This is a genomic window from Bacillus sp. FSL W8-0770, assembly GCF_038008705.1.
Classification (GTDB): domain Bacteria; phylum Bacillota; class Bacilli; order Bacillales; family Bacillaceae_G; genus Bacillus_A; species Bacillus_A cereus.
Genome location: NZ_JBBOZR010000001.1, coordinates 2,500,289 through 2,520,876 on the forward strand (window position 1 = coordinate 2,500,289; position 20,588 = coordinate 2,520,876).

Below are 20,588 nucleotides of genomic sequence, written 5' to 3' on the forward strand. Positions count from 1 at the left end.
AATCGTCTTTATATAGGAGCTTATAAATCGTTATGAAAAAGATATATCTCGCTACAATAATTTGTGCCTTTATAGTAATAAGTATCTTTGTTTTTCAGAAAATAAATGAACATAAGTATACTAAAGCTATTAATCAATCAAATCATATAAAAAATATCGCACATAGAGGTGCTTCTGCGTATGCACCTGAACATACAATAGCAGCATATCAATTAGGCCAACAAATGAATGGAGATTATATAGAAATTGATCTTCAAATGACAAAAGATGGACATTTAGTGGCTATGCATGATGAAACATTAAACCGTACAACGAATGGTACTGGGCTGGTAAAAGAGCATACATTAGAAGAAATAAAGCAACTAAATGCCGGCTCTCTTTTCAATGAAAAATATCCGAACTTAGCAAAGAAAGAATTTGAAAATGCAAAAGTCCCAACATTAACAGAAATTATTGAAACGTTTGGGCATAACGCGAACTATTATATCGAAACAAAAACACCTGATGAATATCCAGGAATGGAAGAAAAATTATTAGAAATTATTAATCACTACGAAATACAGGATAAAGTGATTATTCAATCGTTTAGTGAAGAAAGTCTACAAAAGATTCATAGCTTAAATAGTAATATATCCATAGTACAATTATTACCTTATAAAAAAGCAGTTCAATTAACAAAATTAGAGATAGAAAAGTATAAAATGTACTGCATAGGTCTTGGTATGAATTACAAATATATTGATTCAGATTATGTAAAGAAAATAAAGAAAAACGGATTAGAAGTTCATCCATTTACAGTAGATAATGAAAAAGATATGAAAAAGTTACTTTCATGGGGAGTCGATGGGATGTTTACTAATTATCCGGATCATTTACATTCAATATTATTGGATTTGAAAAGTCATGAATAAGAAGTGTTATTCATAAAGGGAAAATTTACAAAACCTGTATATTAGGATTATCAATGCAAGAAGGCATGTAGCATATAAAAAGAAAATACCAAAAACCGCAACTGGGAAGACTTAGGTTGTGGTTTTTTTATTGCTTCGATTTCAACTTACAAAGTTTGAAGCTAGAAGTGAAAACCTTTTTAGCTGAATTGGCTTCCTATGTATTTGTACTTCGTATCGTTGTAGGTATATGTACAACCCGTGAGAAGAGTTTTGCATAGGATAATAGAAAAGGAGATGTTGCATATTGAAATACCACAATAGAAATGTAAGTAATCTGAATAAATTAGCGGATAATACGAAAGCTGCAGCTTTTAAGTGGTATCAGTACTGTATCGACAATGGAATTGAAGTATTAATTTATGAAACAATCCGAACGGTCGAGCAACAACGTGAATATGTTCGTAAAGGAGCATCACAAACGATGCGCTCATATCACTTAGTAGGACAGGCATTAGATTTTGTTCCAATTCAGTCGAATGGTACAGAAGATTGGAATGGCTATAATAAAGAACCGTGGGCATCAGCAATTCGTTATGCTAAACAAATTGGTTTTGAATGGGGCGGTGACTGGAAAGGATTTGTGGATAGCCCGCATTTGCAATATAACTACAAAGGATATGGAACGGATACTTTTGGAAAAGGTGCTCAAAACGTAGTGACTCCTTCCACGTCGAATGATAGTGTAGGGATTGCTTATATTAACGGTAGTAATGTAAATTTACGAAAAGGACCTGGTACTGGATATGGCGTTATTCGTCAATTAGGGAAAGGAGAGTCCTACAAAGTATTTGGGCAATCAAATGGCTGGTTAAATCTCGGTGGCGATCAGTGGATTTTTAACGATCCATCATATATTCGTTATACGGGAGGAAATGTACCAACACCTTCACAATCATCAAACGGGGGTATAGGTGTAGTTACTATAATCGCTGATGTATTGCGTGTTCGTACCGGCCCAGGAACAAATTACGGCATTGTGAAAAACGTGTATCAAGGTGAAAAATATCAATCATTTGGATATAAAGATGGTTGGTATAATGTTGGTGGAAATCAATGGGTTTCTGGTGAATATGTTACGTTTGTAAAGTAAAAATAAGAGCCGTCCTGTTGGGCGGCATTGTATTTTAAATATTCATAGGGCGAGCACTCATGATATCATTCGTGATACATAGATTATAATTTTTCATTCTAATAATCAGAAAGTAATCAAAATGTAATTAATTTCAACTACGCTTTTTATATTTTTTTGATACACTGGCTACGAGGGGGATACCAATTAAGGTGGGTAAAAACCAAAACCATATTGGCGGAAGTAAATTTATAATGGGAATATGGATGCCGACATTTACTAAAAGTGCGGTGACTGCACCTATATAAGAACCTAACATACCTCTAATGTGGTGATGGAGCCAATTTTTCCAACGTTTTTTTCGTGCAAGGTATCCATAAATCGCAAATGAATAAGAGAAGATTGCTACATAAAATAAATATGCGATTTTATCCCAGTTTATAATGGATAATATAATGGCAGTAACGGTGATAACGACATAGGATGCGTGATATATTTCACCCCATTCCGTATGTTTACCTTTCTTCTTTTGAGCAACCATCGCTATTATCCCAGTTATTAAACATATCGTTCCAAATAATATGTGGATGGTTAAAAGAATGTTGAAAATGCTCATCATAATTCCTCCCTTTTTATTTTTATAGTATTGCAGCATAGGAGAAAAGTTGAAACATATTGTTTATTCACTTTAATATATTGAAGTAAAGGTACTTCAAGAACAAGTTTAAACGGACAAATTTTTCTTGAGTTTAGTGAGACACGTATTACGTGAAATGAAGGAGAGACTTCCATGTTTACATCTATTACATATTTACAATCAGGGAATGACAAGCAACAAAAAGTATATGATGTTTTGAACAAACTAAATATTATGGAGGGTTTAGCTTTATATAATCCCGTTCTTTGCGGGACAATCCCGATAAGAATTGATACTTCTCAATCTGACTTAGATATTGTAATGGAAGTATATAATTTTGATGTTTTTGAGCAGGAAATGAGATCTTTATATGGTTCTTATAGAGGGTTCAATATAAAAAAGAAAAAAATGAAAGGTACTGAATCGATAAAGGTGAATTTTGAATTCGAAGGTTTTGAATTTGAATTATTTGCTCAACCTAAGCCAGTGCGTAATCAAAATGCATATAGACATATGATAGTGGAACACATGTTATTAATGCAGCATCCCCATATAAGGGAAGAAGTTATTCACTTAAAGGAACAAGGTTTAAAAACAGAACCTGCTTTTGCTCAAGTATTAAATATTGACGGAGATCCTTATGAAGAACTTATTTTATTAGGGCAGGAAATGAAATTGTGGTAAATAAGATACATAAAAAAATCCTCCAAAAACAAAAGAGGATTTTTTTTATGCCGTTAACTTCCGAATTAATTCACTGAGCAATTTAATTCCGTTAGTCATTTGTTCTGGAGAAGCATATCCATATGATAAACGAATGTACTGATCTGATTCTTCTTCATAAATACGTCCCGGGTTTAAAAGAATTCCTTTTGATAGTGCCTCTAAAAATAGTTTTTTCATCGGAATGTTATGTACAACCTTTAGCCATATAAAAACTCCACCACTAGGAATATCCCACGATGCAATATCTGCACAATATTTATTTAAAGCTCGTATCATTATTTGTCTTCGTTTTTTCAGGTGCATTCTTACGTTTGCTACATGTTCTTCATAAAAACCTTCATTTATCCATTCAGCAGCTACTCTTTGAGATAAAGAGCTTGATCCATAGTCTGTTTGCATTTTTATATCTGACAATCTATCAATAACAGGTTCTGGTCCAATTATCCATCCAATTCTAAGTCCAGGGCTAAGTGTTTTAGAGAGACTACCAATATATAATACATGTCCATGTTTATCTATTGACTTTAAAGGAGCTGGAGGTGATTCATCAATCCATAACTCTCGGTAAATATCATCCTCGATGATAGGCAACTGCTCTTTTTTACATATTTTTAATATTTCTTTTCTTCGCTCTTTGGACATCAATATCCCCGTTGGATTTTGAAAACAAGGGATTGAATATAAAATATTATTCTTTTGACTATATTTAATTCGTTTTAACAAGTCGTTAGGTAAAATACCGTGATGATCCATTGATATACCGGATAAGTTTATATTTGCTGATTGAAAAACATGAAGTGAATATAAGTAAGAAGGTTGTTCAAGTAAAACAGTTGATTTTCTATGTAAAAGACCAATTGATATTAATTGTAATGCTTGGAGTGCACCCGAGACTATTAATATAGAACCCGGTGATGCATGTATTCCAAATGATTTTACGTATTTGCTTATTGCTTCACGTAACGGATAAAAACCTTTTTGTTCTTCGTATCCGAAATAATCTAATTCCTCACTGACGTTTTTTATTATAGATTGCATAGTTTCGAGCGGAAAAAGATGAGGTGCAAGTTCACCTTTACTAAGATGGATAAGCGTTTTATTTGCTTCTGCTTCATTTATTTCTCGCACCATTAACTTACTTGGTTTATGAATACCGGCCTTTACATATTCACTCCAATCAGGCGGGGGATTAGTTGCTAATAATGACCATGTATTATTTGTTACAATTGTTCCTGCTCCGATTTGTCCTTGAATTAAACCATCTGCCATAAGTTCATCTAGCGCAGTTATTACAGTACTTCGATTTACATGAAATAATTTTGCTAACTGCCGCTGACTAGGGATTTTACTTCCAATTGGCCATTCTCCGTTTTCAATTTTTTCTTTCATATAGTCTATTATCTGCCGATATTTGGGCACTTTTTTATCGTTTGTCATATAAAAAACTCCCTCGTTTATTTAAAAGATTCAAAGTGGTTGGTTTTTCCAATAAATAACTGGTTGAAGACATTGTATCAACTATTAAATATGATGAAAAGAAATAATTGGTAATTTAAAAATGGTTGGTTTATTAGGGAGGGAGAGAAAACATGCATAATAAAAAATGGGATTTACGCATTATATGTGCTCACGCTTTTACAATTCTTATATGGGGAACTGCTTTTCCGGCAATTCGTATGGGGCTTGAATCTTATACGCCTGAACACCTTACTTTACTACGCTTATTAATCGCTTCATTTATACTTTTGTTATTTTCATTTATATACAAACTACGACTACCGGATTTAAAGGATATCCCAGCATTTTTTATATTTGGTGCTTTAGGGTTTACTATTTATCACATCGCATTAAACTACGGCGAAAAAACAGTAAATGCTGGATCTGCAAGTTTAATAATTTCAGTCACTCCAATAGTGACGGCAATTCTTGCTTCTGTTTTTTTGAATGAAAAAATGAAATTAAATGGCTGGATCGGTGGTGTAATGAGTTTTGCAGGAATTGCCTTAATTTCATTTAGCCAAGGCGACGCTATTCAATTAAATAGCGGGGGGTTATTTATATTATTAGCGGCGATTTCAGAAAGTCTATTTTTCGTTTTCCAAACATCTTACTTAAAAAAATACGGTTTCTTACCATTTACCATATATACAATTTTTTCTAGTACTGTATGTATGCTTATTTTCTTACCCGGAGTTTATCAAGAAATATTAGCAGCTCCTCTTGAAGTTAACTTGAGCGTTATATATTTAGGTGTCTTTCCAACAGTACTCCCGTATATTGCATTGGCCTATATTATATCTCGTGCTGGTGCTTCTGAAGCAACAAGTTCCCTATATTTAACGCCAATAACTGCGTGTTTCATTGCTTGGATATGGTTAGGAGAAGTGCCAACTTTAGTTTCGATAATTGGCGGCGGAATTACTATACTTGGAATTGTGATTGCTCATATACCAGTATTAAGAAAAGAAAAACATGGGAATTTAGCAAATAATCAATCCGTATAATGTAATTCAATAATGACTTTAAGATACTTTTTTATATAGTTTCTTTCTTATGTTGATAAATATAATATTTTGTATTTCAGTTAAATATTGTATGTTACATTTTATGTAGTAAGTATTTTAAAAGGAGCTGACAACATAATGAATGGAAAAAGAAAAATTTTTACATGTATTTCTATTGTAGGAATCGGACTAGCTAGTTTTTCTAATTCTAGTTTCGCAGCAAGTGTAACGGACAATTCAGTACAAAATTCTATTCCCGTAGTTAATCAACAAGTAGCTGCTGCAAAGGAAATGAAACCATTTCCGCAGCAAGTTAATTATGCAGGTGTTATAAAACCGAATCATGTTACACAGGAAAGTTTAAATGCTTCTGTAAGAAGTTACTACGATAATTGGAAAAAGAAATATTTGAAAAATGATTTATCTTCTTTACCTGGTGGTTATTATGTAAAAGGAGAGATTACAGGTGATGCTGATGGGTTTAAGCCACTTGGAACTTCAGAAGGTCAAGGGTATGGGATGATAATTACAGTATTAATGGCTGGTTATGATTCGAATGCTCAAAAAATCTATGACGGTTTATTTAAAACAGCAAGAACTTTTAAAAGTTCTCAAAATCCTAATTTAATGGGATGGGTTGTCGCAGATAGTAAAAAAGCACAAGGTCATTTTGATTCTGCTACTGATGGAGATTTAGATATTGCGTATTCTCTTCTTCTTGCTCATAAGCAGTGGGGATCTAATGGAACAGTGAATTATTTGAAAGAAGCAAAAGACATGATTACAAAAGGTATTAAAGCTAGTAATGTTACAAATAATAACCGACTAAATTTAGGAGATTGGGATTCTAAAAGTTCACTTGATACGAGACCATCTGATTGGATGATGTCACACCTTAGAGCATTTTATGAATTTACAGGTGATAAAACTTGGCTTACTGTTATTAATAATTTGTACGATGTTTATACGCAATTTAGTAATAAGTACTCTCCAAATACAGGACTTATTTCAGATTTCGTTGTAAAAAACCCACCACAACCCGCACCTAAAGACTTCTTAGAGGAGTCAGAATATACAAATGCATATTATTACAATGCTAGTCGGGTACCATTGAGAATTGTAATGGACTATGCGATGTACGGCGAGAAAAGAAGTAAAGTCATTTCTGATAAAGTTTCTTCGTGGATTCAAAATAAAACGAATGGAAATCCTTCTAAAATTGTGGATGGTTATCAATTAAATGGATCTAATATTGGTAGTTATTCAACTGCTGTATTTGTTTCACCGTTTATTGCTGCAAGTATAACAAGTAGCAATAATCAAAAGTGGGTAAATAGCGGTTGGGATTGGATGAAGAATAAGAGAGAAAGTTATTTTAGTGATAGTTATAATTTATTAACTATGTTATTCATTACAGGAAATTGGTGGAAACCTGTACCTGATGATACAAAAATACAAAATCAAATAAATGATGCAATTTATGAAGGATACGATAATTAATTAAATTTGAGAATGGTTACTCAAGAAAGGAATTAGCATACGCTAGTTCCTTTTTAATATTTTGTAAAACATTATCCATTCTAAAATTTGCATAGATATACTTGCTTTTTTCATATACATAGTTACTAATGACTCGTTTTTTTCGTGAGAGGAGCGTATTTCTTGGAAAAAGTATTATTTTTCGGAGACCCAGGTATTGATGACTCATTTGCCATTATGTATGGCTTACTGCATCCCGAAATTGAAATTGTCGGTATTGTAACTGGATACGGAAATGTTGAGCATATACATGCTGCACATAATGCAGCGTATATTTTGCAGTTAGCAAATAGACAAGGCATTCCTGTCATTAGTGGTGCAACAAAACCACTTACAGAAGAAATTACTACGTACTACCCTGAAATTCACGGAGCAGAAGGATTAGGTACCATCCATGTTCCAGAAAGCGTATTATCTATTCCAATATACAATTTTGGCAGTATTGCTGCGATTCTTATAAAGTACGGAAAAGATTTAACGATTGTTGATGTAGGAAGATCTACCTCGTTAGCAATTGCTTTTAATTTGTGGAATGATTTAATGCTAAATGTAAAAGGAATCTATTTCATGGGTGGTGTTTTTTTAGAAGTAGGAAACGTTACGCCGTTAGCAGAGGCAAATGTGTATGGAGATCCTATAGCAAGTAAAATTGTTTTCCATCAAGCAAAGAATTTATTAATATTCCCTTTAAATGTAACAAACAAAGCTGTGTTAACACCAAATGTGTTTGACTATATTCAAGCTAATTCAAAGAATCCATTCCATACGATAATGAAACCAATGTATGATTACTATTTTTCTGCATACCAAAAACTTAATCCATCTATCGAAGGGCCATTGCTTCATGATGTGGTTGCTATAAGTGGATTAGTAAATCCAAACTTTTTTGAATTTGCGCATCGTACAGTGAATGTTGATACATACGGAGATACGAAAGGACAAACATTTGCTGATTTTCGCCTTAGCTCTATATCTGAAGGAGCCCGTATAGCTTTAGAAATAGATGCAGAAAAATTCATTCAAGATTTTATAAAAATTATGTTATAAGTTGTTGTCGAAAAAGGGAATTATTTCAATGCGTTGAATATAAACATACATCCTCTATATAAGGGAGCTTACAATATTGAATATCCAGTTAAAGGTTGTTACGAGAGAAAATTGGGAAGAAGCATTAAAACTACAAGTTAAAGAAAATCAGTTGAAATTTGTTCCATCCGTAGCAGTTTCGCTTGCTAAAGTATATATAAAACCAGATGGTGACAATGTAGAGTACATACCATTCGCTATATACCATGGTGACCTTATGGTTGGTTTTGTTATGCATGCTGTTGTAAGAGAGACATCGGATATGTATTGGATTAACGGATTTATTATTGATCAATCGCAGCAAGGTAATGGTTATGGAAAAGCAGCATTACAAGAAAGTATTAATATAATAAAAAATACTTTTAAATCGTGTAAAGAAATTAGATTAACAGTACATAAAGATAATCTCTCTGCAAAGAAATTATATGAACGATATGGTTTCATATCATTAGGACAAGAGTATGATGGTGAGCAAGTATATCGTTTATTTGTTTAACTATTAGGAAGTAAAGGTGTAAATGAAATATGCAATTTACTGAAGTGAAAATTGAAGTGTTCATTCCTGAAGAATATATTGAAACATTAAGGGATGAATTAAATAAAATTGGAGCATGTAAAACGGGCGAATATGACCATTGCCTTTCCTATAGTTCAGTGAAAGGATATTGGAGACCTTTAGACGAAGCATCTCCTCTTAATGGAGAAATTGGGCGAATATGCGAAGGGCAAGAATGTAAAGTTGAAATAAAGTGTAAACGAGAACTTGTAAAAGATGCTCTTGAAGTTATTAATGATATTCATCCGTATGAAACACCTATGATTTATATTATACCAATACTAAATGACTATTTTGAGCAACTATACATTGAATAACTAGGAGGGATTTCAATTGAAAAGTAAATTCCATCATATTGTACGAGCAGTCATGATAAAAGATGGGAAATTATTAGTTGCTGAATATATCGGCCATCATTATTTTTTACCTGGTGGCCATGTTGAAATTGGAGAATCAGTAGAGAATGCATTAATAAGAGAGTTAAGAGAAGAACTTGGAGTAAACTGTAGTATACAACAATTTTTAGGAGTCATAGAAAATCAATGGCAAGATAAAGAAGTGCTCCATCATGAAATTAATCACATTTTTGAAGTAGAGTCACAAGATTTACATACGGACTTAACACCGAAATCGAGCGAGTCTCATTTAGCATTTCACTGGATAGATTATAATAAAGAAGCCTTAAATCATTATGAAATCATGCCAATGCCTTTAGTGAAGGAATTACTAGAAAGAAAGTTAAGTGATGAACTACTAAATTGTTGGATTAGTAATTTTTAAATCACTTTATTTATAGTAAATACGTCCATCGAATAAATATAAAGAAAATAGGCTGAAAAACAAGGTACATCACCTAGTGTAAGTTCATATTTTGTTGATGTACGCATTTAGTCTATAGTCTTGTTTCTATTTTGTTTACAAAAATATATAAACTTTAACGTTTGGGCGAAATTTATATTTATAAATGGAGGGGTTCGTAATGAATCAGTTTCAACATGAATTACAAACATTAAACCTTAATGATTATCAAACTGGTAATGTTGTGTATTGGGATCAACAACAAAGCCAATATCCATATTATTACATCCAAGGCGATGCACGTCGTTGTGGCGGATGCGGAGGTTGTGGTGGACGCTGTGGCGGTTGCGGCGGTGGCAGATGTGGTGGTTGCGTAGGTTGTGCCGGATGTTTTGGTTGCTTTAATTGCTGGAACTGGTGGATTATTTAAATATAGTACATCATTAATATTTTATATGAAAGAAAGGTGTAAATACTGTTTATACTTTTCTTTCATGCTGTAATTTTGATGTGTATTAAGGGGGATTTATTTGTATACATATGATAAGTTGATTTCTTGGGTAGAGAATATAAAAGAAAAAAATCATAGTTCTGCTACAGCAATTTGTATTATAAAAAATAATAAAGTCGTATTAGAGCATTATAGCGGTTATCACTCAAATACATCGACTAATAAAAAAGTAACCGCATCTTCGCAGTTCAACGTTGCTTCTGCTAGAAAAAGTTATTTAGGATTAATGATAGCGTATGCGCTTTACGAGGGGAAAATAAACTCTATTGATGATGAAGCGATAAAATATTTTAAAGACTTTAATCCTGCATTGCTTGGTAAAACAACGATAAGACATTTAGTAACACATTCGCACGGATTAGAAGAAATGAATGACGGGACAATTTTTCGTGAATTTGAACCGGGACAAGCATGGGCATATAGAGATATTAATGTAAGAATGATGACACGTCTTATTTATCAGCTATATAACAAAAGTTTTCCTGAATTGTTAAAGGAGCGTGTTTTTAAGCCTGCTAATTTTCAAGAAACAGGTTGGAGAGTTCAGCGAGATGAAAATTTAGTTGACGTTGTTAATAATCCAAATGAAGACGCGACTAGTGAAATTGGTACGGTAGATGACGGTACTGAAAAAAATCTGTTTGTCTCAGCTAGAGAATTTGCTTATTGGGGCAATCTTCATTTAAATCAAGGTGTGATAAACGGTAAGCAAATTGTTCCAAAAGAAGTTATAAAAATCGCTACGAGTTTGCAGAGTCCAACATATGTAAATAAAGAGCTACCACAAAATGGCTTGTTTTGGTTCGTTCAAAATGAACCTGCACAATTAAGCGAACTTGGTGAACGTGTTCCAAAAGGGTCATATCAAATATTAGGGATTACTGGACCGACTATTTTAGTAATACCTGAATATAATGTAGTTGTTGCAAAAATGTATAACAAAAGATATAACTACGGCGGTGATAATTACTTATATTATTTACGTGAATTTAGTAATTTAGTCGCTGATACATTTAGTAACGGTAATAGGGCATAATTACTCCTATAACAAAAAGGAGTGATTGTAAGTGAAAGATAAAGTGAACAAAAATAAAAAACAAAATATAAAAGATGTAAATACAGAGCAAAATGCAATTTATAGCGATCCTAAAGATGCAGCTAATATGCAAACTGTACCGCAGCCGAAGGATTTTGATGAAATCGAATATTAATTTTTCATCCGACTATATGATGAATGAAAAATACGTCTTAAGTCTCATCACATATAAGAAATTATTTGATAACATATATACATAAGCATTCGAAAATGGCTTATCTTAACAAAGCTTTCTTTAGAAACATCTGATATAACCTGCAAAAGACACTTCTTTATGAAGTGTCTTTTTGTGTATATGAACTTAATTACCATTTTCCGTACAGTATCTTGCAATTTACGATGGATATACTAACTGTGAAAATCTATGTCAAGATAAAAGAAGGGGACAGTTAGTATGAAACAAACTTCTATAAATCCGTTACTAATTGTTCTAGGTACAATCATTGTTCAAATTGGCCTTGGAACAATTTATACATGGAGTTTATTTAATCAACCCCTTGTAAGTAAGTTTGGATGGAATCTTAATTCAGTAGCGATAACTTTCTCTATAACAAGTTTTTCTTTATCATTCTCAACTTTATTTGCAGCAAAATTGCAGAAAAAATTAGGACTTCGGAAACTTATTGCTACTGCAGGAATTGTTTTAGGACTCGGCTTAATACTTAGTTCACAAGTTTCTTCCTTACCACTATTATATTTATTAGCTGGTGTCGTTGTTGGTTATGCGGATGGAACAGCTTATATTACATCACTATCTAATTTAATTAAATGGTTTCCAAATCGGAAAGGGCTTATTTCAGGTATATCTGTATCAGCTTATGGAATGGGCAGCTTAATCTTTAGATATATAAACGGAAATCTTATCGATAATCTTGGTGTATCACAAGCATTCTTATATTGGGGCATTATCGTGTTACTTTTAGTGTTAATCGGATCGTTCTTCTTACGTGAGGCAATTGTAAGTAATGCTGTAACTGAAACATTGCACAATGACTATACTCCGCGTGAAATGATGCGAACGAAACAAGTATATCTGCTATTTTTTATGTTATTCACCTCGTGTATGGGTGGTTTGTATTTAATCAGTATGGTAAAAGATATCGGTGTACAACTCGTTGGCCTTAGCGCAGCAACCGCTGCAAACGCCGTTGCTATGATTGCAATTTTTAATACAGTAGGTAGAATTATTCTTGGGACGTTATCAGATAAAATCGGCCGAATGAAAATTGTCTCTGCAACGTTTATTATTATAGGATTGTCAGTCTTTACTTTAAGTTTTATTCCGCTAAATTACGGAATCTATTTTGCTTGTGTAGCAAGTGTCGCCTTTTGCTTCGGCGGTAATATAACTATATTCCCAGCTATTGTCGGAGATTTCTTTGGATTAAAAAACCATAGTACAAATTACGGGATTGTCTACCAAGGTTTCGGATTTGGTGCGCTTGCAGGATCATTTATTGGAGCGATACTCGGGGGATTTCAACCAACTTTCATTATTATCGGTGTTTTAAGTGTTATTTCCTTCATTATTTCAATATTAATCCGCCCACCAAATGTAGAAAAGAAAAAGGAACTAAAACATTTACATCGGAAAGTAGCTTAATTTTAAAAAGAGTCCTCATGTTAGGGCTCTTTTTTATTCCATTAACTTTGCTTCTTTACGAACTTATTAAAGACAGGACAATTTCATTATAAAATTGAATAGATAAGTAAAAAGGAGCGTGACACTTAAAATGAAAATAGTACAGCAGTGGGTACAAGAAGATAGTGATTACATAAGAGAGAAAGTAATTGAATACAATCAAAAATATCTTGCAGATGAAGAAAAAACACCTTCAGAAAAGGTTAGTTTCATAGTAAGAAATGAAAAAGAAGAAATAGTAGGTGGGGTAACAGCAATAACTTTTTGGCACCATGTACACGTTGACTTTCTATGGGTTTCTGAAGAATATAGGCATGAAGGTTACGGAAGCAAGTTAATAAAGCTTATTGAAGAATTTGCAATTGAAAAAGGGTGTAGGTTAATTAATTTAGATACTTTTAGTTTCCAAGCACCTGATTTTTATAAGAAACATGGATATAAAGTAATTGGAGTAAGTGAAGATCATCCGAAAGGACATAATCATTATTATTTAGAAAAACGGTTAAAAAGTATATAGAATTTGTTAACGTTAGTATTACTGCAAGAACGTACTTTGGATAATCTTCCTAAGGTACGTTCTTTTTTTATATCAGTAGCCTATTCTTATTAACTCCAACAATAGCGGTAAAGGCAAGACTTAACTAACTTATATATATTAAAAGGAGTTAATGGTAGAATGAATAGAAGGCAGAAAATTCCTTTTATTTAAAATAGAGGAGGTATATATGAAAAAAGTTAATGTTACATACGCGATTTTGTACGATAAAACTAATGAAAAGATCTTAATGGTAAAAAACAAAGGGGAAAATGGTTCTTATTATACATTACCAGGTGGCGCAGTTAAACTAGGAGAAACATTAGAAGAAGCAGTAATTCGAGAAGTAAAAGAAGAAACAGGGTTACATATAAACGTAAACGGGATTTGTTCTATCAGTGAAGCCTTTTTCGAGGAAAGAGATCATCATGCAATTTTCTTTAATTTTCTAGGCGAAATAATCGGCGGGGAGACATATATATCAAGGCCAAAAGAAATCGAAGAGATTACTTGGATGGAATTACATATAGCAGCACCGTATTTACGCATACCAGAACATTTACTATATTTATTACAAAAGAAAGAAACAGTACCTTATTTTTTTAACGGAACAATCGTTCATCAATCTTCATAAAAATATTATCTCATGTAAGGCGGGGGAAACATGGAGTTTATCGTTAATCACAAACAATTCACTCAAGCACTTTCAGAAGTCAACAAAGCAATATCAACAAAATCTTTAATTCCTATATTATCTGGTATAAAAATAACTGCAGATCAATCTGGAATTACTTTAATTGCAAGTAACTCAAATATTTTTATTGAAAAATTCATTCCTGTTTCAATTGAAGACGAAAAGATTGCAACTATTTTAAAGGTAGGAACTATTGTTGTACCTGCAAAGTATTTCATTGAAATAATAAAGAAAATGCCAAGTGATATAGCAATAAAAAGTAAGAATGAGCAAATTATTAAGATACAATCAGAAGAAATCACATTAAGTTTAAATGGATTTCCTGCAGATGAGTTTCCGAATGTACCGCTTATAGACAATCATGCAGAAATCAAGGTAGAAACAGAGCAATTGATTGAAGTATTTAAACAAACAATCTTTGCGGTAGCAAAAAATGAATCTAGACCTGTTCTTACTGGGGTGCATATAGAGTTATCTAATAATAAGTTAATTTGCGCTGCAACTGACTCACATAGACTAGCGATACGCGAAACATTACTTTCCTCAGATGTAAAAGCAAATTGTATTGTACCAAGCGCAACCATTAGTGAACTTCTAAAATTAATGAACAGCAATTCGGAATTCGTATATATCTACCTTTCAGAGAGTCATATTATATTTACGATCGGAACAACTACATTATATTCAAGACTAATTGAAGGGAAATATCCTAATATTTCTAACCTTATTCCAAATGATTTTAAAACGATTATTAACGTAGATAGAAAAAAGATATTACAAGGTGTAGACCGATCAAGTTTATTAGCAAGTGAATGGGCTAATAACAATGTTAACTTAGAAATCATAAACGAATCCACAATTAAAATTTCTTCAAACGCTTCTCAAATTGGGAAAATATCTGAAACGCAACAAATAGATGCGATTCAAGGTGAAAAACAATTAAATATATCTTTCGATGGGCGTTTTATGGTTGATGCTTTAAGAGCAATAAAAGAAGAAACGATTACTTTAAGTTTTGGAGGTTCTATGCGACCGATATTGATTGAAGCAGGAGAGCAATCTGCAGCAGTACATCTTATATCGCCAGTAAGAGCTTATTAGGAATAGAGAAAGGGATTTCATTATGTGCAAGCAGACTGTTGTTTTATGAAATCATAAATTAATACATTATAAGAATGATGTATTAGTAAAGCAAACAGTTTACTAATTCCTACATAATATAATTCATAGACAAAGCAGAAATGGTAATCTGAAATACAAAGCAAAATAATAATAACCTGAATATAAAAGCCATAGATTAATAGATATGGGGTGAGTACGATGAAGAAAATAATTGTTTTACTCATGGGTATAGTTTTAATTATTTTTGCTTTTTATCAATACAACAAAAAAGACTATGCAGCTAAAAGTACTAACTTGTATGTAGAAAACTTTAAAGGGGAAAATGATTCAATAAAAATACAATCTGCTATTAATAAAGCAGAGTCTAGTAAAATTAAAACTGTATTGCTTGATGATAAAAAGTATAAAATTACGTCACCAATCATTGTTAAAAAAGGTGTGAAATTATTATTTGGTTACGGATCCCAATTTGTAGTTGAGGGAAACTTTAGAGTTTTAGAACTAGAGAAAAACGCATCCATTGAAGGAGCGTATATAGCTATTGACGATCCTAAATTTAACTCTGAAGTTATTTATTTAGACGGTAAAAATAAATATTATAACACTTGGAACAAAACACAAATAAAAGATATAAATATTATCAATTGGACGGAAACGAATAAAGGTACCGGAATTTCTTTATACTCTGCTGGAAAAGAAAATGAAATTTCGTTTGTTAACTTCGAAAACATTAAAATTGTAGGAATGGAAACCGGACTGAAATTAGTAGCGAAAAAACCGAGCACTGGACAAGCTTGGATAAATGCCAATCGTTTTATGAACTTTTCTTTAGAAGACTGTGTAAATATGATTTATATGGATAGTCAAGTAACTACGCCAAATGAAATTAGTGGGAATCAATTTACAAACCTTCAAATACAGCCTTCAAATAAAACAAAAAGCATTATACAGGTAAGTGGTCAACATAATGAATTTCATGGGATGGTGTGGGATTTAAATAAAATAAAACATGAAAACGAACTCATTGAACTGACTGATAAGAGTATGAATACAGTGGTTGAAATGTCCAGTGTACCAGCAAATAGAGTATTAGATAGTGGGAGATCCAATATAGTGAAATAAGTTTAAATACAGAAAAAAGAGCGAATTCTTTATAAGAGGATTCGCTCTTTTTATATTTTAAAATTAAATTTCCTTCCACCAAGCGGATAAAGGATAGTCTGTAGATTTTAATGTAATAGATTCGCCAATTTGTGGCGTTGTAATTTTAACTCCTAAACGGTTAGCTTCTTTCGTAACACGTTCTATCGGGTCACTCCATTCGTGTAATGCTAACGTAAAAGCACCCCAATGAATCGGAAGAAGTAATTCTCCTTTAACATCAATATGAGCTTGTACCGTTTCTTCAGGCAACATATGAATAGCAGACCACCTCGGATCATATTGCCCGCATTCCATTAATGTAAGATCGAATGGACCGTATTTATCACCAATTTCCTTAAAGTGAGGGGCATAACCGCTATCACCACTAAAGAAAATTTTAGTCTCTTGACCAAGAATAAGCCATGAACACCATAATGAACGATCTCTATCTGTCATACCACGTCCAGAGAAATGCCTTGCAGGCGCACATACTAACTTAATATTATCAAACGTAATTTCGTCCCACCAATTATGCTCACTAATTTTACTAGGTGAAACACCCCATTTAATAAGATATTGTGCAACTCCAGTTGGAACATAAAAGTGTTTTGCGCGATTTTTTAACTGCATAATACTTTTGTAATTCAAATGATCATAGTGATTATGAGAAATGATAATCGCATCAATTTCTTGAAGGTCATCACGTTCTAAAGAAAAAGCACCACTATAACGCTTACTATTAAACAAGGGAAATGGGGAAGAGGCATCTCCAAACATCGGGTCTAATAACAGTTTTTTACCTTCTATTTTCAAAAGAGAAGCAGAATGGCCAAACCATGTAACACTCTCTAACGCTTCATTATCTTTATTTGATAAAACAACAGGCAAATCCTTTATAGGACGCAGCTTTGATTTTATTTTAAAGTAATCCGTCATTAAACTTATAATATCTTTCGGTTTAAAACTCATATCAGTATGAATTTGATTTGTATATTTCTTATTCATTCGTTCTCCTTTTTACGATTAACAATTTACGTATGTTGTTATTGTAGCTATTTGTAGTTTAAACTATATTATTTTACCTTTCATCTAAAATGCCTTCTATTTCATAAATCCGTCAAATTCATTATTTGTATCTATAAAGTACAAATCGCATAGCAGCAGCTAAGACAAATATTAAGTACATGTAAATTGTTTTTATTTAGTAAATTCCTTCTTATACGCAACAAAGAACATATGTTTCATTGTATGTTATAGAAGAAAATATGTCTCTAATAAAAGAAAGGAAGGAGAGGATGTAAGTGCACATAGAGCGAAAAAAGAAATCAAAATGTAAACTATCAAAATCTGAAATCATGCATTTGTATACTGAAGGGAAGAGCACCTCAGAAATCGCTATGCTTGCTAACGTGTCTGCAAGGTATATTCGTATGGTTTTATCAGACAGCAACGTCCCAAGGCGCGCTATAGGGAGTTGGAAGAGAAAGTATGACATAAAAGAAAATTATTTTAAAACTTGGTCAAATAATATGGCTTATATTTTAGGATTTATAGCAGCTGACGGCGTTATACAAAAAGAAAATCAATGCGTCAGTATATCACAAAAAGAAAGTTATATTTTAGAAGATATAAAAAAAGAATTAAACACCAACCAGCCACTTTATCAAAACAAAAAAACAGACGTATATATGCTAAACATTAATAGCAAAACAATAAAAGACGACCTTATGAACATACATGGAATCATGCCATGTAAATCATTAAATATTAAATTTCCATTCGTGCCTGAAGAATATTTACATCATTTTGTTCGTGGATATTTTGATGGGGATGGTTACGTCAAGTATGAAACGTATACAGTAAGCTTTGTAGGAGGATCATATAGCTTTATGAATTCTTTAAATCAGGTACTACAAAATCACAATTTACCAGCCGATTTACTAAATCAAAATAAACATTATCGCGTCATTTTAACCGGGAGAAAATCAATACAACTATTTTCAAATTGGATTTATAAAGACAAAGATATTTATTTGCATAGAAAATATGAAGAATTTCAGAAAGAAAGTCTAAGTCTAGATCAATTAAAAGATCGAAACCTAAAAAGAACCCAATCTGCTGTTAAGCAGAGAAAACAAAATTTCCTTAAGGAATATATGAAAAATAAATGTATCGCTAAAACTTGTTCAATTTTAGAAATAAAGGAACCAACTTTTAAAAGTTGGTTAAAAAATGATAATCAATTTAAAAAAGACTATGAAAGAATTCATTCATTATAAAAATACAAAAAACCTTAGTATATCTATGCTAAGGTTTTTAATTTGAGATTATTAGAGGATACTTATTTTCGTTTATAGAAGTTAGTAAATACATAAATCTTACAATGAATTTACTAGTAAGGGAGGGGTTATGAAGTGTTTACTAATAATATTCCGGAGAATATATTACATACAGCTTATGAAGCTAAAATGATTTTCTCTGGAGATAATTCGCCATCTATAAAAATAAAAGGAACGAAACTTCAATATTTACTTGTAATGCTTCATCTTGGATCAGTAAAGATTTAGTCTTATTGTTTAATGAAAACGATAAATCTTTAAAAGAATACTTTGCCAGCAGCAGATACTCAAAAGAAATTACTTATGAAGAGTTTTTTATCTGGTGGTATCACTTTTTCTATACAAAAGTAACTGAAGAATTAATAAAACAAGGTGTAATTATAACAAGCACAAAAAAATCAAACGTACATAATCCATTAATAACTTTAAATTAAAGTGCTAATACACTTTTACAAATGTAGCAGCTAAATCGATAAATAATTATTAGTAAATAGAGGATAATCTGAAATCAAAACCTAACATTAAGAAAATGAAATGTTTAAAGGGGAGAAGAGCCTTGCAAAAGAAATTTATCAATCCAGAAACGATGCCACCAACTTTTGGATACTCGCATGTAGTCGAAGTTACAAACGCTAAACGAACAATTTACATATCTGGACAAGTAGCGATTAACACTGACGGTCAAATAGTTGGAATTGACGATTTAGCTACACAAACGCGACAAGTATTCGAAAATATTAAAAGTGCATTGGAAACTTCGGAATTAAAATTTAATGATGTAGTCAAATTAACATTTTTCTTAACAGATATTTCTCAAATGGCCATTGTGAGAAATATTCGAGATCAATACATTGACACTAATAATCCACCAGCAAGTTCAGCTGTAGAAGTTAGAAAGTTAATTAACGATAACTTATTAATTGAAATCGAAGCAATCGCTGTAGCAAACTAGTTATAAAAAAATATTCGTCATCATAATACAATTCGTTTAAAATGAACAGATTAAACGAATTGTATTTTTATTATTTAAAATCTAATTTATATCCGAAAATATTATTATCAATAGCTAATAAAGCGAATAAATACATAACCAATCACACATTACTAATTCGGTGGAAAAGGGGATCATAATAAACACAACTAAAACTTAGTAAGTTTATTACTTTTTTACAGTTAACATAATATATATTATAGGCAGTTATAGAAACAAAGCAATATCAGGTATCAAAACTCAAGTAAACTATACTTAATGAGACGAAACAGAGATTTTTAGTGAGATTCACATGAAATCTTATCTAAACAAATTTCTTCAGTTTTTATCGTTTTTATTTGTTATAAATTCATCACAGCAAATCTTAATCAATAATCACTTAAGATTTAACGAATTAAAAACATTTTTGATCGACAAGAAATTTTTTATACAGAAAAATTATTGCTATACAAAATATAAACTATTATATTCATTTTATGTTTTACTTTATGAATTTGTTGCTATTTGCACACGTTTTATAACTTTAGATTATTTGTTGCTATTTATGCTTGACTTTCATTACACTCATTGTTTTTTATTCTAGTTAACATAACGCTTGTTTTTAACATAAAAAAATCCTCCTCACCTTCAGGAAGAATTTTTGTTTG

23 protein-coding genes and 1 pseudogene are annotated in these 20,588 nt (G+C 31.9%); 21 read left to right on the forward strand and 3 right to left on the reverse strand.

What is annotated here, in order from left to right:
* Positions 1–32 precede the first annotated feature (32 nt).
* Both NST27_RS12825 and NST27_RS12830 read left to right on the forward strand, forming a co-directional pair.
* On the forward strand, positions 33–911 hold the full coding sequence (locus NST27_RS12825) for a glycerophosphodiester phosphodiesterase (protein WP_000725621.1): 879 nt from the start codon (positions 33–35) through the stop codon (positions 909–911).
* A gap of 286 nt (positions 912–1,197) precedes the next feature.
* Positions 1,198–2,043 (forward strand): SH3 domain-containing protein, encoded by an 846-nt coding sequence (locus NST27_RS12830; RefSeq protein WP_000873743.1) that lies wholly within the window; start codon positions 1,198–1,200, stop codon positions 2,041–2,043.
* A 133-nt stretch (positions 2,044–2,176) separates the two neighbouring features.
* Here the strand turns inward: NST27_RS12830 and NST27_RS12835 are convergent, their stop codons facing one another.
* Positions 2,177–2,638, reverse strand: a complete 462-nt coding sequence (locus NST27_RS12835; RefSeq protein WP_000021727.1) for a DUF2306 domain-containing protein — start codon at positions 2,636–2,638, stop codon at positions 2,177–2,179.
* A 174-nt stretch (positions 2,639–2,812) separates the two neighbouring features.
* Between NST27_RS12835 and NST27_RS12840 the strand changes: the two genes are divergently transcribed.
* Positions 2,813–3,343 carry a DUF4269 domain-containing protein gene (locus NST27_RS12840; RefSeq protein ID WP_000495193.1) on the forward strand — a complete coding sequence of 177 codons (531 nt, stop codon included), beginning with the start codon at positions 2,813–2,815 and terminating at the stop codon, positions 3,341–3,343.
* A gap of 45 nt (positions 3,344–3,388) precedes the next feature.
* Here the strand turns inward: NST27_RS12840 and norG are convergent, their stop codons facing one another.
* Entirely contained in the window at positions 3,389–4,822 is a 1,434-nt protein-coding gene (gene norG / locus NST27_RS12845) for an efflux pump transcription regulator NorG (protein WP_047386283.1), read from the reverse strand.
* Positions 4,823–4,974: 152 nt separating this feature from the next.
* Between norG and NST27_RS12850 the strand changes: the two genes are divergently transcribed.
* The 14 genes from NST27_RS12850 to NST27_RS12915 all read left to right on the forward strand — a co-directional run bounded on the left by NST27_RS12850 (position 4,975) and on the right by NST27_RS12915 (position 16,590).
* A complete protein-coding gene (locus tag NST27_RS12850; RefSeq protein WP_000551612.1) occupies positions 4,975–5,889 on the forward strand; it encodes a DMT family transporter in 915 nt (304 codons plus the stop codon).
* Between the two features lie 138 nt (positions 5,890–6,027).
* Entirely contained in the window at positions 6,028–7,389 is a 1,362-nt protein-coding gene (locus tag NST27_RS12855; protein ID WP_001013596.1) for a glycosyl hydrolase family 8, read from the forward strand.
* 162 nt (positions 7,390–7,551) lie between these two features.
* Positions 7,552–8,475 (forward strand): nucleoside hydrolase, encoded by a 924-nt coding sequence (locus tag NST27_RS12860; RefSeq protein ID WP_000416792.1) that lies wholly within the window; start codon positions 7,552–7,554, stop codon positions 8,473–8,475.
* A gap of 76 nt (positions 8,476–8,551) precedes the next feature.
* Positions 8,552–9,010 (forward strand): GNAT family N-acetyltransferase, encoded by a 459-nt coding sequence (locus tag NST27_RS12865; RefSeq protein WP_001025614.1) that lies wholly within the window; start codon positions 8,552–8,554, stop codon positions 9,008–9,010.
* A 29-nt stretch (positions 9,011–9,039) separates the two neighbouring features.
* Entirely contained in the window at positions 9,040–9,387 is a 348-nt protein-coding gene (gene cutA / locus NST27_RS12870; protein WP_001160790.1) for a divalent cation tolerance protein CutA, read from the forward strand.
* Positions 9,388–9,403: 16 nt separating this feature from the next.
* Positions 9,404–9,850 carry an NUDIX domain-containing protein gene (locus tag NST27_RS12875; RefSeq protein WP_000836837.1) on the forward strand — a complete coding sequence of 149 codons (447 nt, stop codon included), beginning with the start codon at positions 9,404–9,406 and terminating at the stop codon, positions 9,848–9,850.
* 199 nt (positions 9,851–10,049) lie between these two features.
* Positions 10,050–10,298 (forward strand): heterocycloanthracin/sonorensin family bacteriocin, encoded by a 249-nt coding sequence (locus NST27_RS12880; protein WP_001071345.1) that lies wholly within the window; start codon positions 10,050–10,052, stop codon positions 10,296–10,298.
* Between the two features lie 100 nt (positions 10,299–10,398).
* On the forward strand, positions 10,399–11,415 hold the full coding sequence (locus NST27_RS12885) for a serine hydrolase domain-containing protein (protein ID WP_000288900.1): 1,017 nt from the start codon (positions 10,399–10,401) through the stop codon (positions 11,413–11,415).
* A 31-nt stretch (positions 11,416–11,446) separates the two neighbouring features.
* The gene (locus tag NST27_RS12890; protein ID WP_000653680.1) at positions 11,447–11,590 is read left to right on the forward strand and encodes a hypothetical protein; all 144 of its coding nucleotides are present in this window, start codon (positions 11,447–11,449) and stop codon (positions 11,588–11,590) included.
* A 279-nt stretch (positions 11,591–11,869) separates the two neighbouring features.
* Positions 11,870–13,078: an L-lactate MFS transporter gene (locus tag NST27_RS12895; protein WP_000815136.1), complete on the forward strand. Its 1,209-nt coding sequence runs from the start codon at positions 11,870–11,872 to the stop codon at positions 13,076–13,078.
* Between the two features lie 130 nt (positions 13,079–13,208).
* Positions 13,209–13,634: a GNAT family N-acetyltransferase gene (locus tag NST27_RS12900; RefSeq protein ID WP_000706906.1), complete on the forward strand. Its 426-nt coding sequence runs from the start codon at positions 13,209–13,211 to the stop codon at positions 13,632–13,634.
* A gap of 208 nt (positions 13,635–13,842) precedes the next feature.
* On the forward strand, positions 13,843–14,286 hold the full coding sequence (locus NST27_RS12905; RefSeq protein ID WP_000757608.1) for an NUDIX hydrolase: 444 nt from the start codon (positions 13,843–13,845) through the stop codon (positions 14,284–14,286).
* Positions 14,287–14,316: 30 nt separating this feature from the next.
* Positions 14,317–15,447 (forward strand): DNA polymerase III subunit beta, encoded by a 1,131-nt coding sequence (gene dnaN / locus NST27_RS12910; RefSeq protein ID WP_000394479.1) that lies wholly within the window; start codon positions 14,317–14,319, stop codon positions 15,445–15,447.
* Between the two features lie 219 nt (positions 15,448–15,666).
* Positions 15,667–16,590, forward strand: coding sequence for a hypothetical protein (locus tag NST27_RS12915; RefSeq protein WP_000721086.1), 924 nt, complete (start codon positions 15,667–15,669; stop codon positions 16,588–16,590).
* 63 nt (positions 16,591–16,653) lie between these two features.
* Here NST27_RS12915 and NST27_RS12920 read toward each other — a convergent pair whose 3' ends face one another.
* The gene (locus tag NST27_RS12920; protein ID WP_001037071.1) at positions 16,654–17,616 is read right to left on the reverse strand and encodes an MBL fold metallo-hydrolase; all 963 of its coding nucleotides are present in this window, start codon (positions 17,614–17,616) and stop codon (positions 16,654–16,656) included.
* A 296-nt stretch (positions 17,617–17,912) separates the two neighbouring features.
* Here NST27_RS12920 and NST27_RS12925 point away from each other — a divergent pair, with 296 nt between their 5' ends.
* The 4 genes and pseudogenes from NST27_RS12925 to NST27_RS12940 all read left to right on the forward strand — a co-directional run bounded on the left by NST27_RS12925 (position 17,913) and on the right by NST27_RS12940 (position 19,902).
* On the forward strand, positions 17,913–18,890 hold the full coding sequence (locus tag NST27_RS12925; protein ID WP_000546832.1) for an LAGLIDADG family homing endonuclease: 978 nt from the start codon (positions 17,913–17,915) through the stop codon (positions 18,888–18,890).
* A gap of 135 nt (positions 18,891–19,025) precedes the next feature.
* Positions 19,026–19,178 carry a hypothetical protein gene (locus NST27_RS12930; protein ID WP_002005131.1) on the forward strand — a complete coding sequence of 51 codons (153 nt, stop codon included), beginning with the start codon at positions 19,026–19,028 and terminating at the stop codon, positions 19,176–19,178.
* Positions 19,163–19,370, forward strand: a pseudogene (locus tag NST27_RS12935) (hypothetical protein); the annotation flags it as partial. The gene NST27_RS12930 and the pseudogene NST27_RS12935, both read left to right, overlap by 16 nt.
* 136 nt (positions 19,371–19,506) lie before the next feature.
* Positions 19,507–19,902: a RidA family protein gene (locus tag NST27_RS12940; protein WP_001169714.1), complete on the forward strand. Its 396-nt coding sequence runs from the start codon at positions 19,507–19,509 to the stop codon at positions 19,900–19,902.
* Positions 19,903–20,588: the final 686 nt, after the last annotated feature.

What these genes read in the sequence shown, in the direction of transcription:
- NST27_RS12825 (WP_000725621.1), top strand. Translation starts at nt 33, where the DNA reads ATGAAAAAGATATATCTCGCTACAATAATTTGTGCCTTTATAGTAATA.
- NST27_RS12835 (WP_000021727.1), bottom strand. Translation starts at nt 2,638, where the DNA reads ATGAGCATTTTCAACATTCTTTTAACCATCCACATATTATTTGGAACG.
- NST27_RS12840 (WP_000495193.1), top strand. Translation starts at nt 2,813, where the DNA reads ATGTTTACATCTATTACATATTTACAATCAGGGAATGACAAGCAACAA.
- norG (WP_047386283.1), bottom strand. Translation starts at nt 4,822, where the DNA reads ATGACAAACGATAAAAAAGTGCCCAAATATCGGCAGATAATAGACTAT.
- NST27_RS12850 (WP_000551612.1), top strand. Translation starts at nt 4,975, where the DNA reads ATGCATAATAAAAAATGGGATTTACGCATTATATGTGCTCACGCTTTT.
- NST27_RS12855 (WP_001013596.1), top strand. Translation starts at nt 6,028, where the DNA reads ATGAATGGAAAAAGAAAAATTTTTACATGTATTTCTATTGTAGGAATC.
- cutA (WP_001160790.1), top strand. Translation starts at nt 9,040, where the DNA reads ATGCAATTTACTGAAGTGAAAATTGAAGTGTTCATTCCTGAAGAATAT.
- NST27_RS12880 (WP_001071345.1), top strand. Translation starts at nt 10,050, where the DNA reads ATGAATCAGTTTCAACATGAATTACAAACATTAAACCTTAATGATTAT.
- NST27_RS12895 (WP_000815136.1), top strand. Translation starts at nt 11,870, where the DNA reads ATGAAACAAACTTCTATAAATCCGTTACTAATTGTTCTAGGTACAATC.
- NST27_RS12900 (WP_000706906.1), top strand. Translation starts at nt 13,209, where the DNA reads ATGAAAATAGTACAGCAGTGGGTACAAGAAGATAGTGATTACATAAGA.
- NST27_RS12905 (WP_000757608.1), top strand. Translation starts at nt 13,843, where the DNA reads ATGAAAAAAGTTAATGTTACATACGCGATTTTGTACGATAAAACTAAT.
- dnaN (WP_000394479.1), top strand. Translation starts at nt 14,317, where the DNA reads ATGGAGTTTATCGTTAATCACAAACAATTCACTCAAGCACTTTCAGAA.
- NST27_RS12915 (WP_000721086.1), top strand. Translation starts at nt 15,667, where the DNA reads ATGAAGAAAATAATTGTTTTACTCATGGGTATAGTTTTAATTATTTTT.
- NST27_RS12920 (WP_001037071.1), bottom strand. Translation starts at nt 17,616, where the DNA reads ATGAATAAGAAATATACAAATCAAATTCATACTGATATGAGTTTTAAA.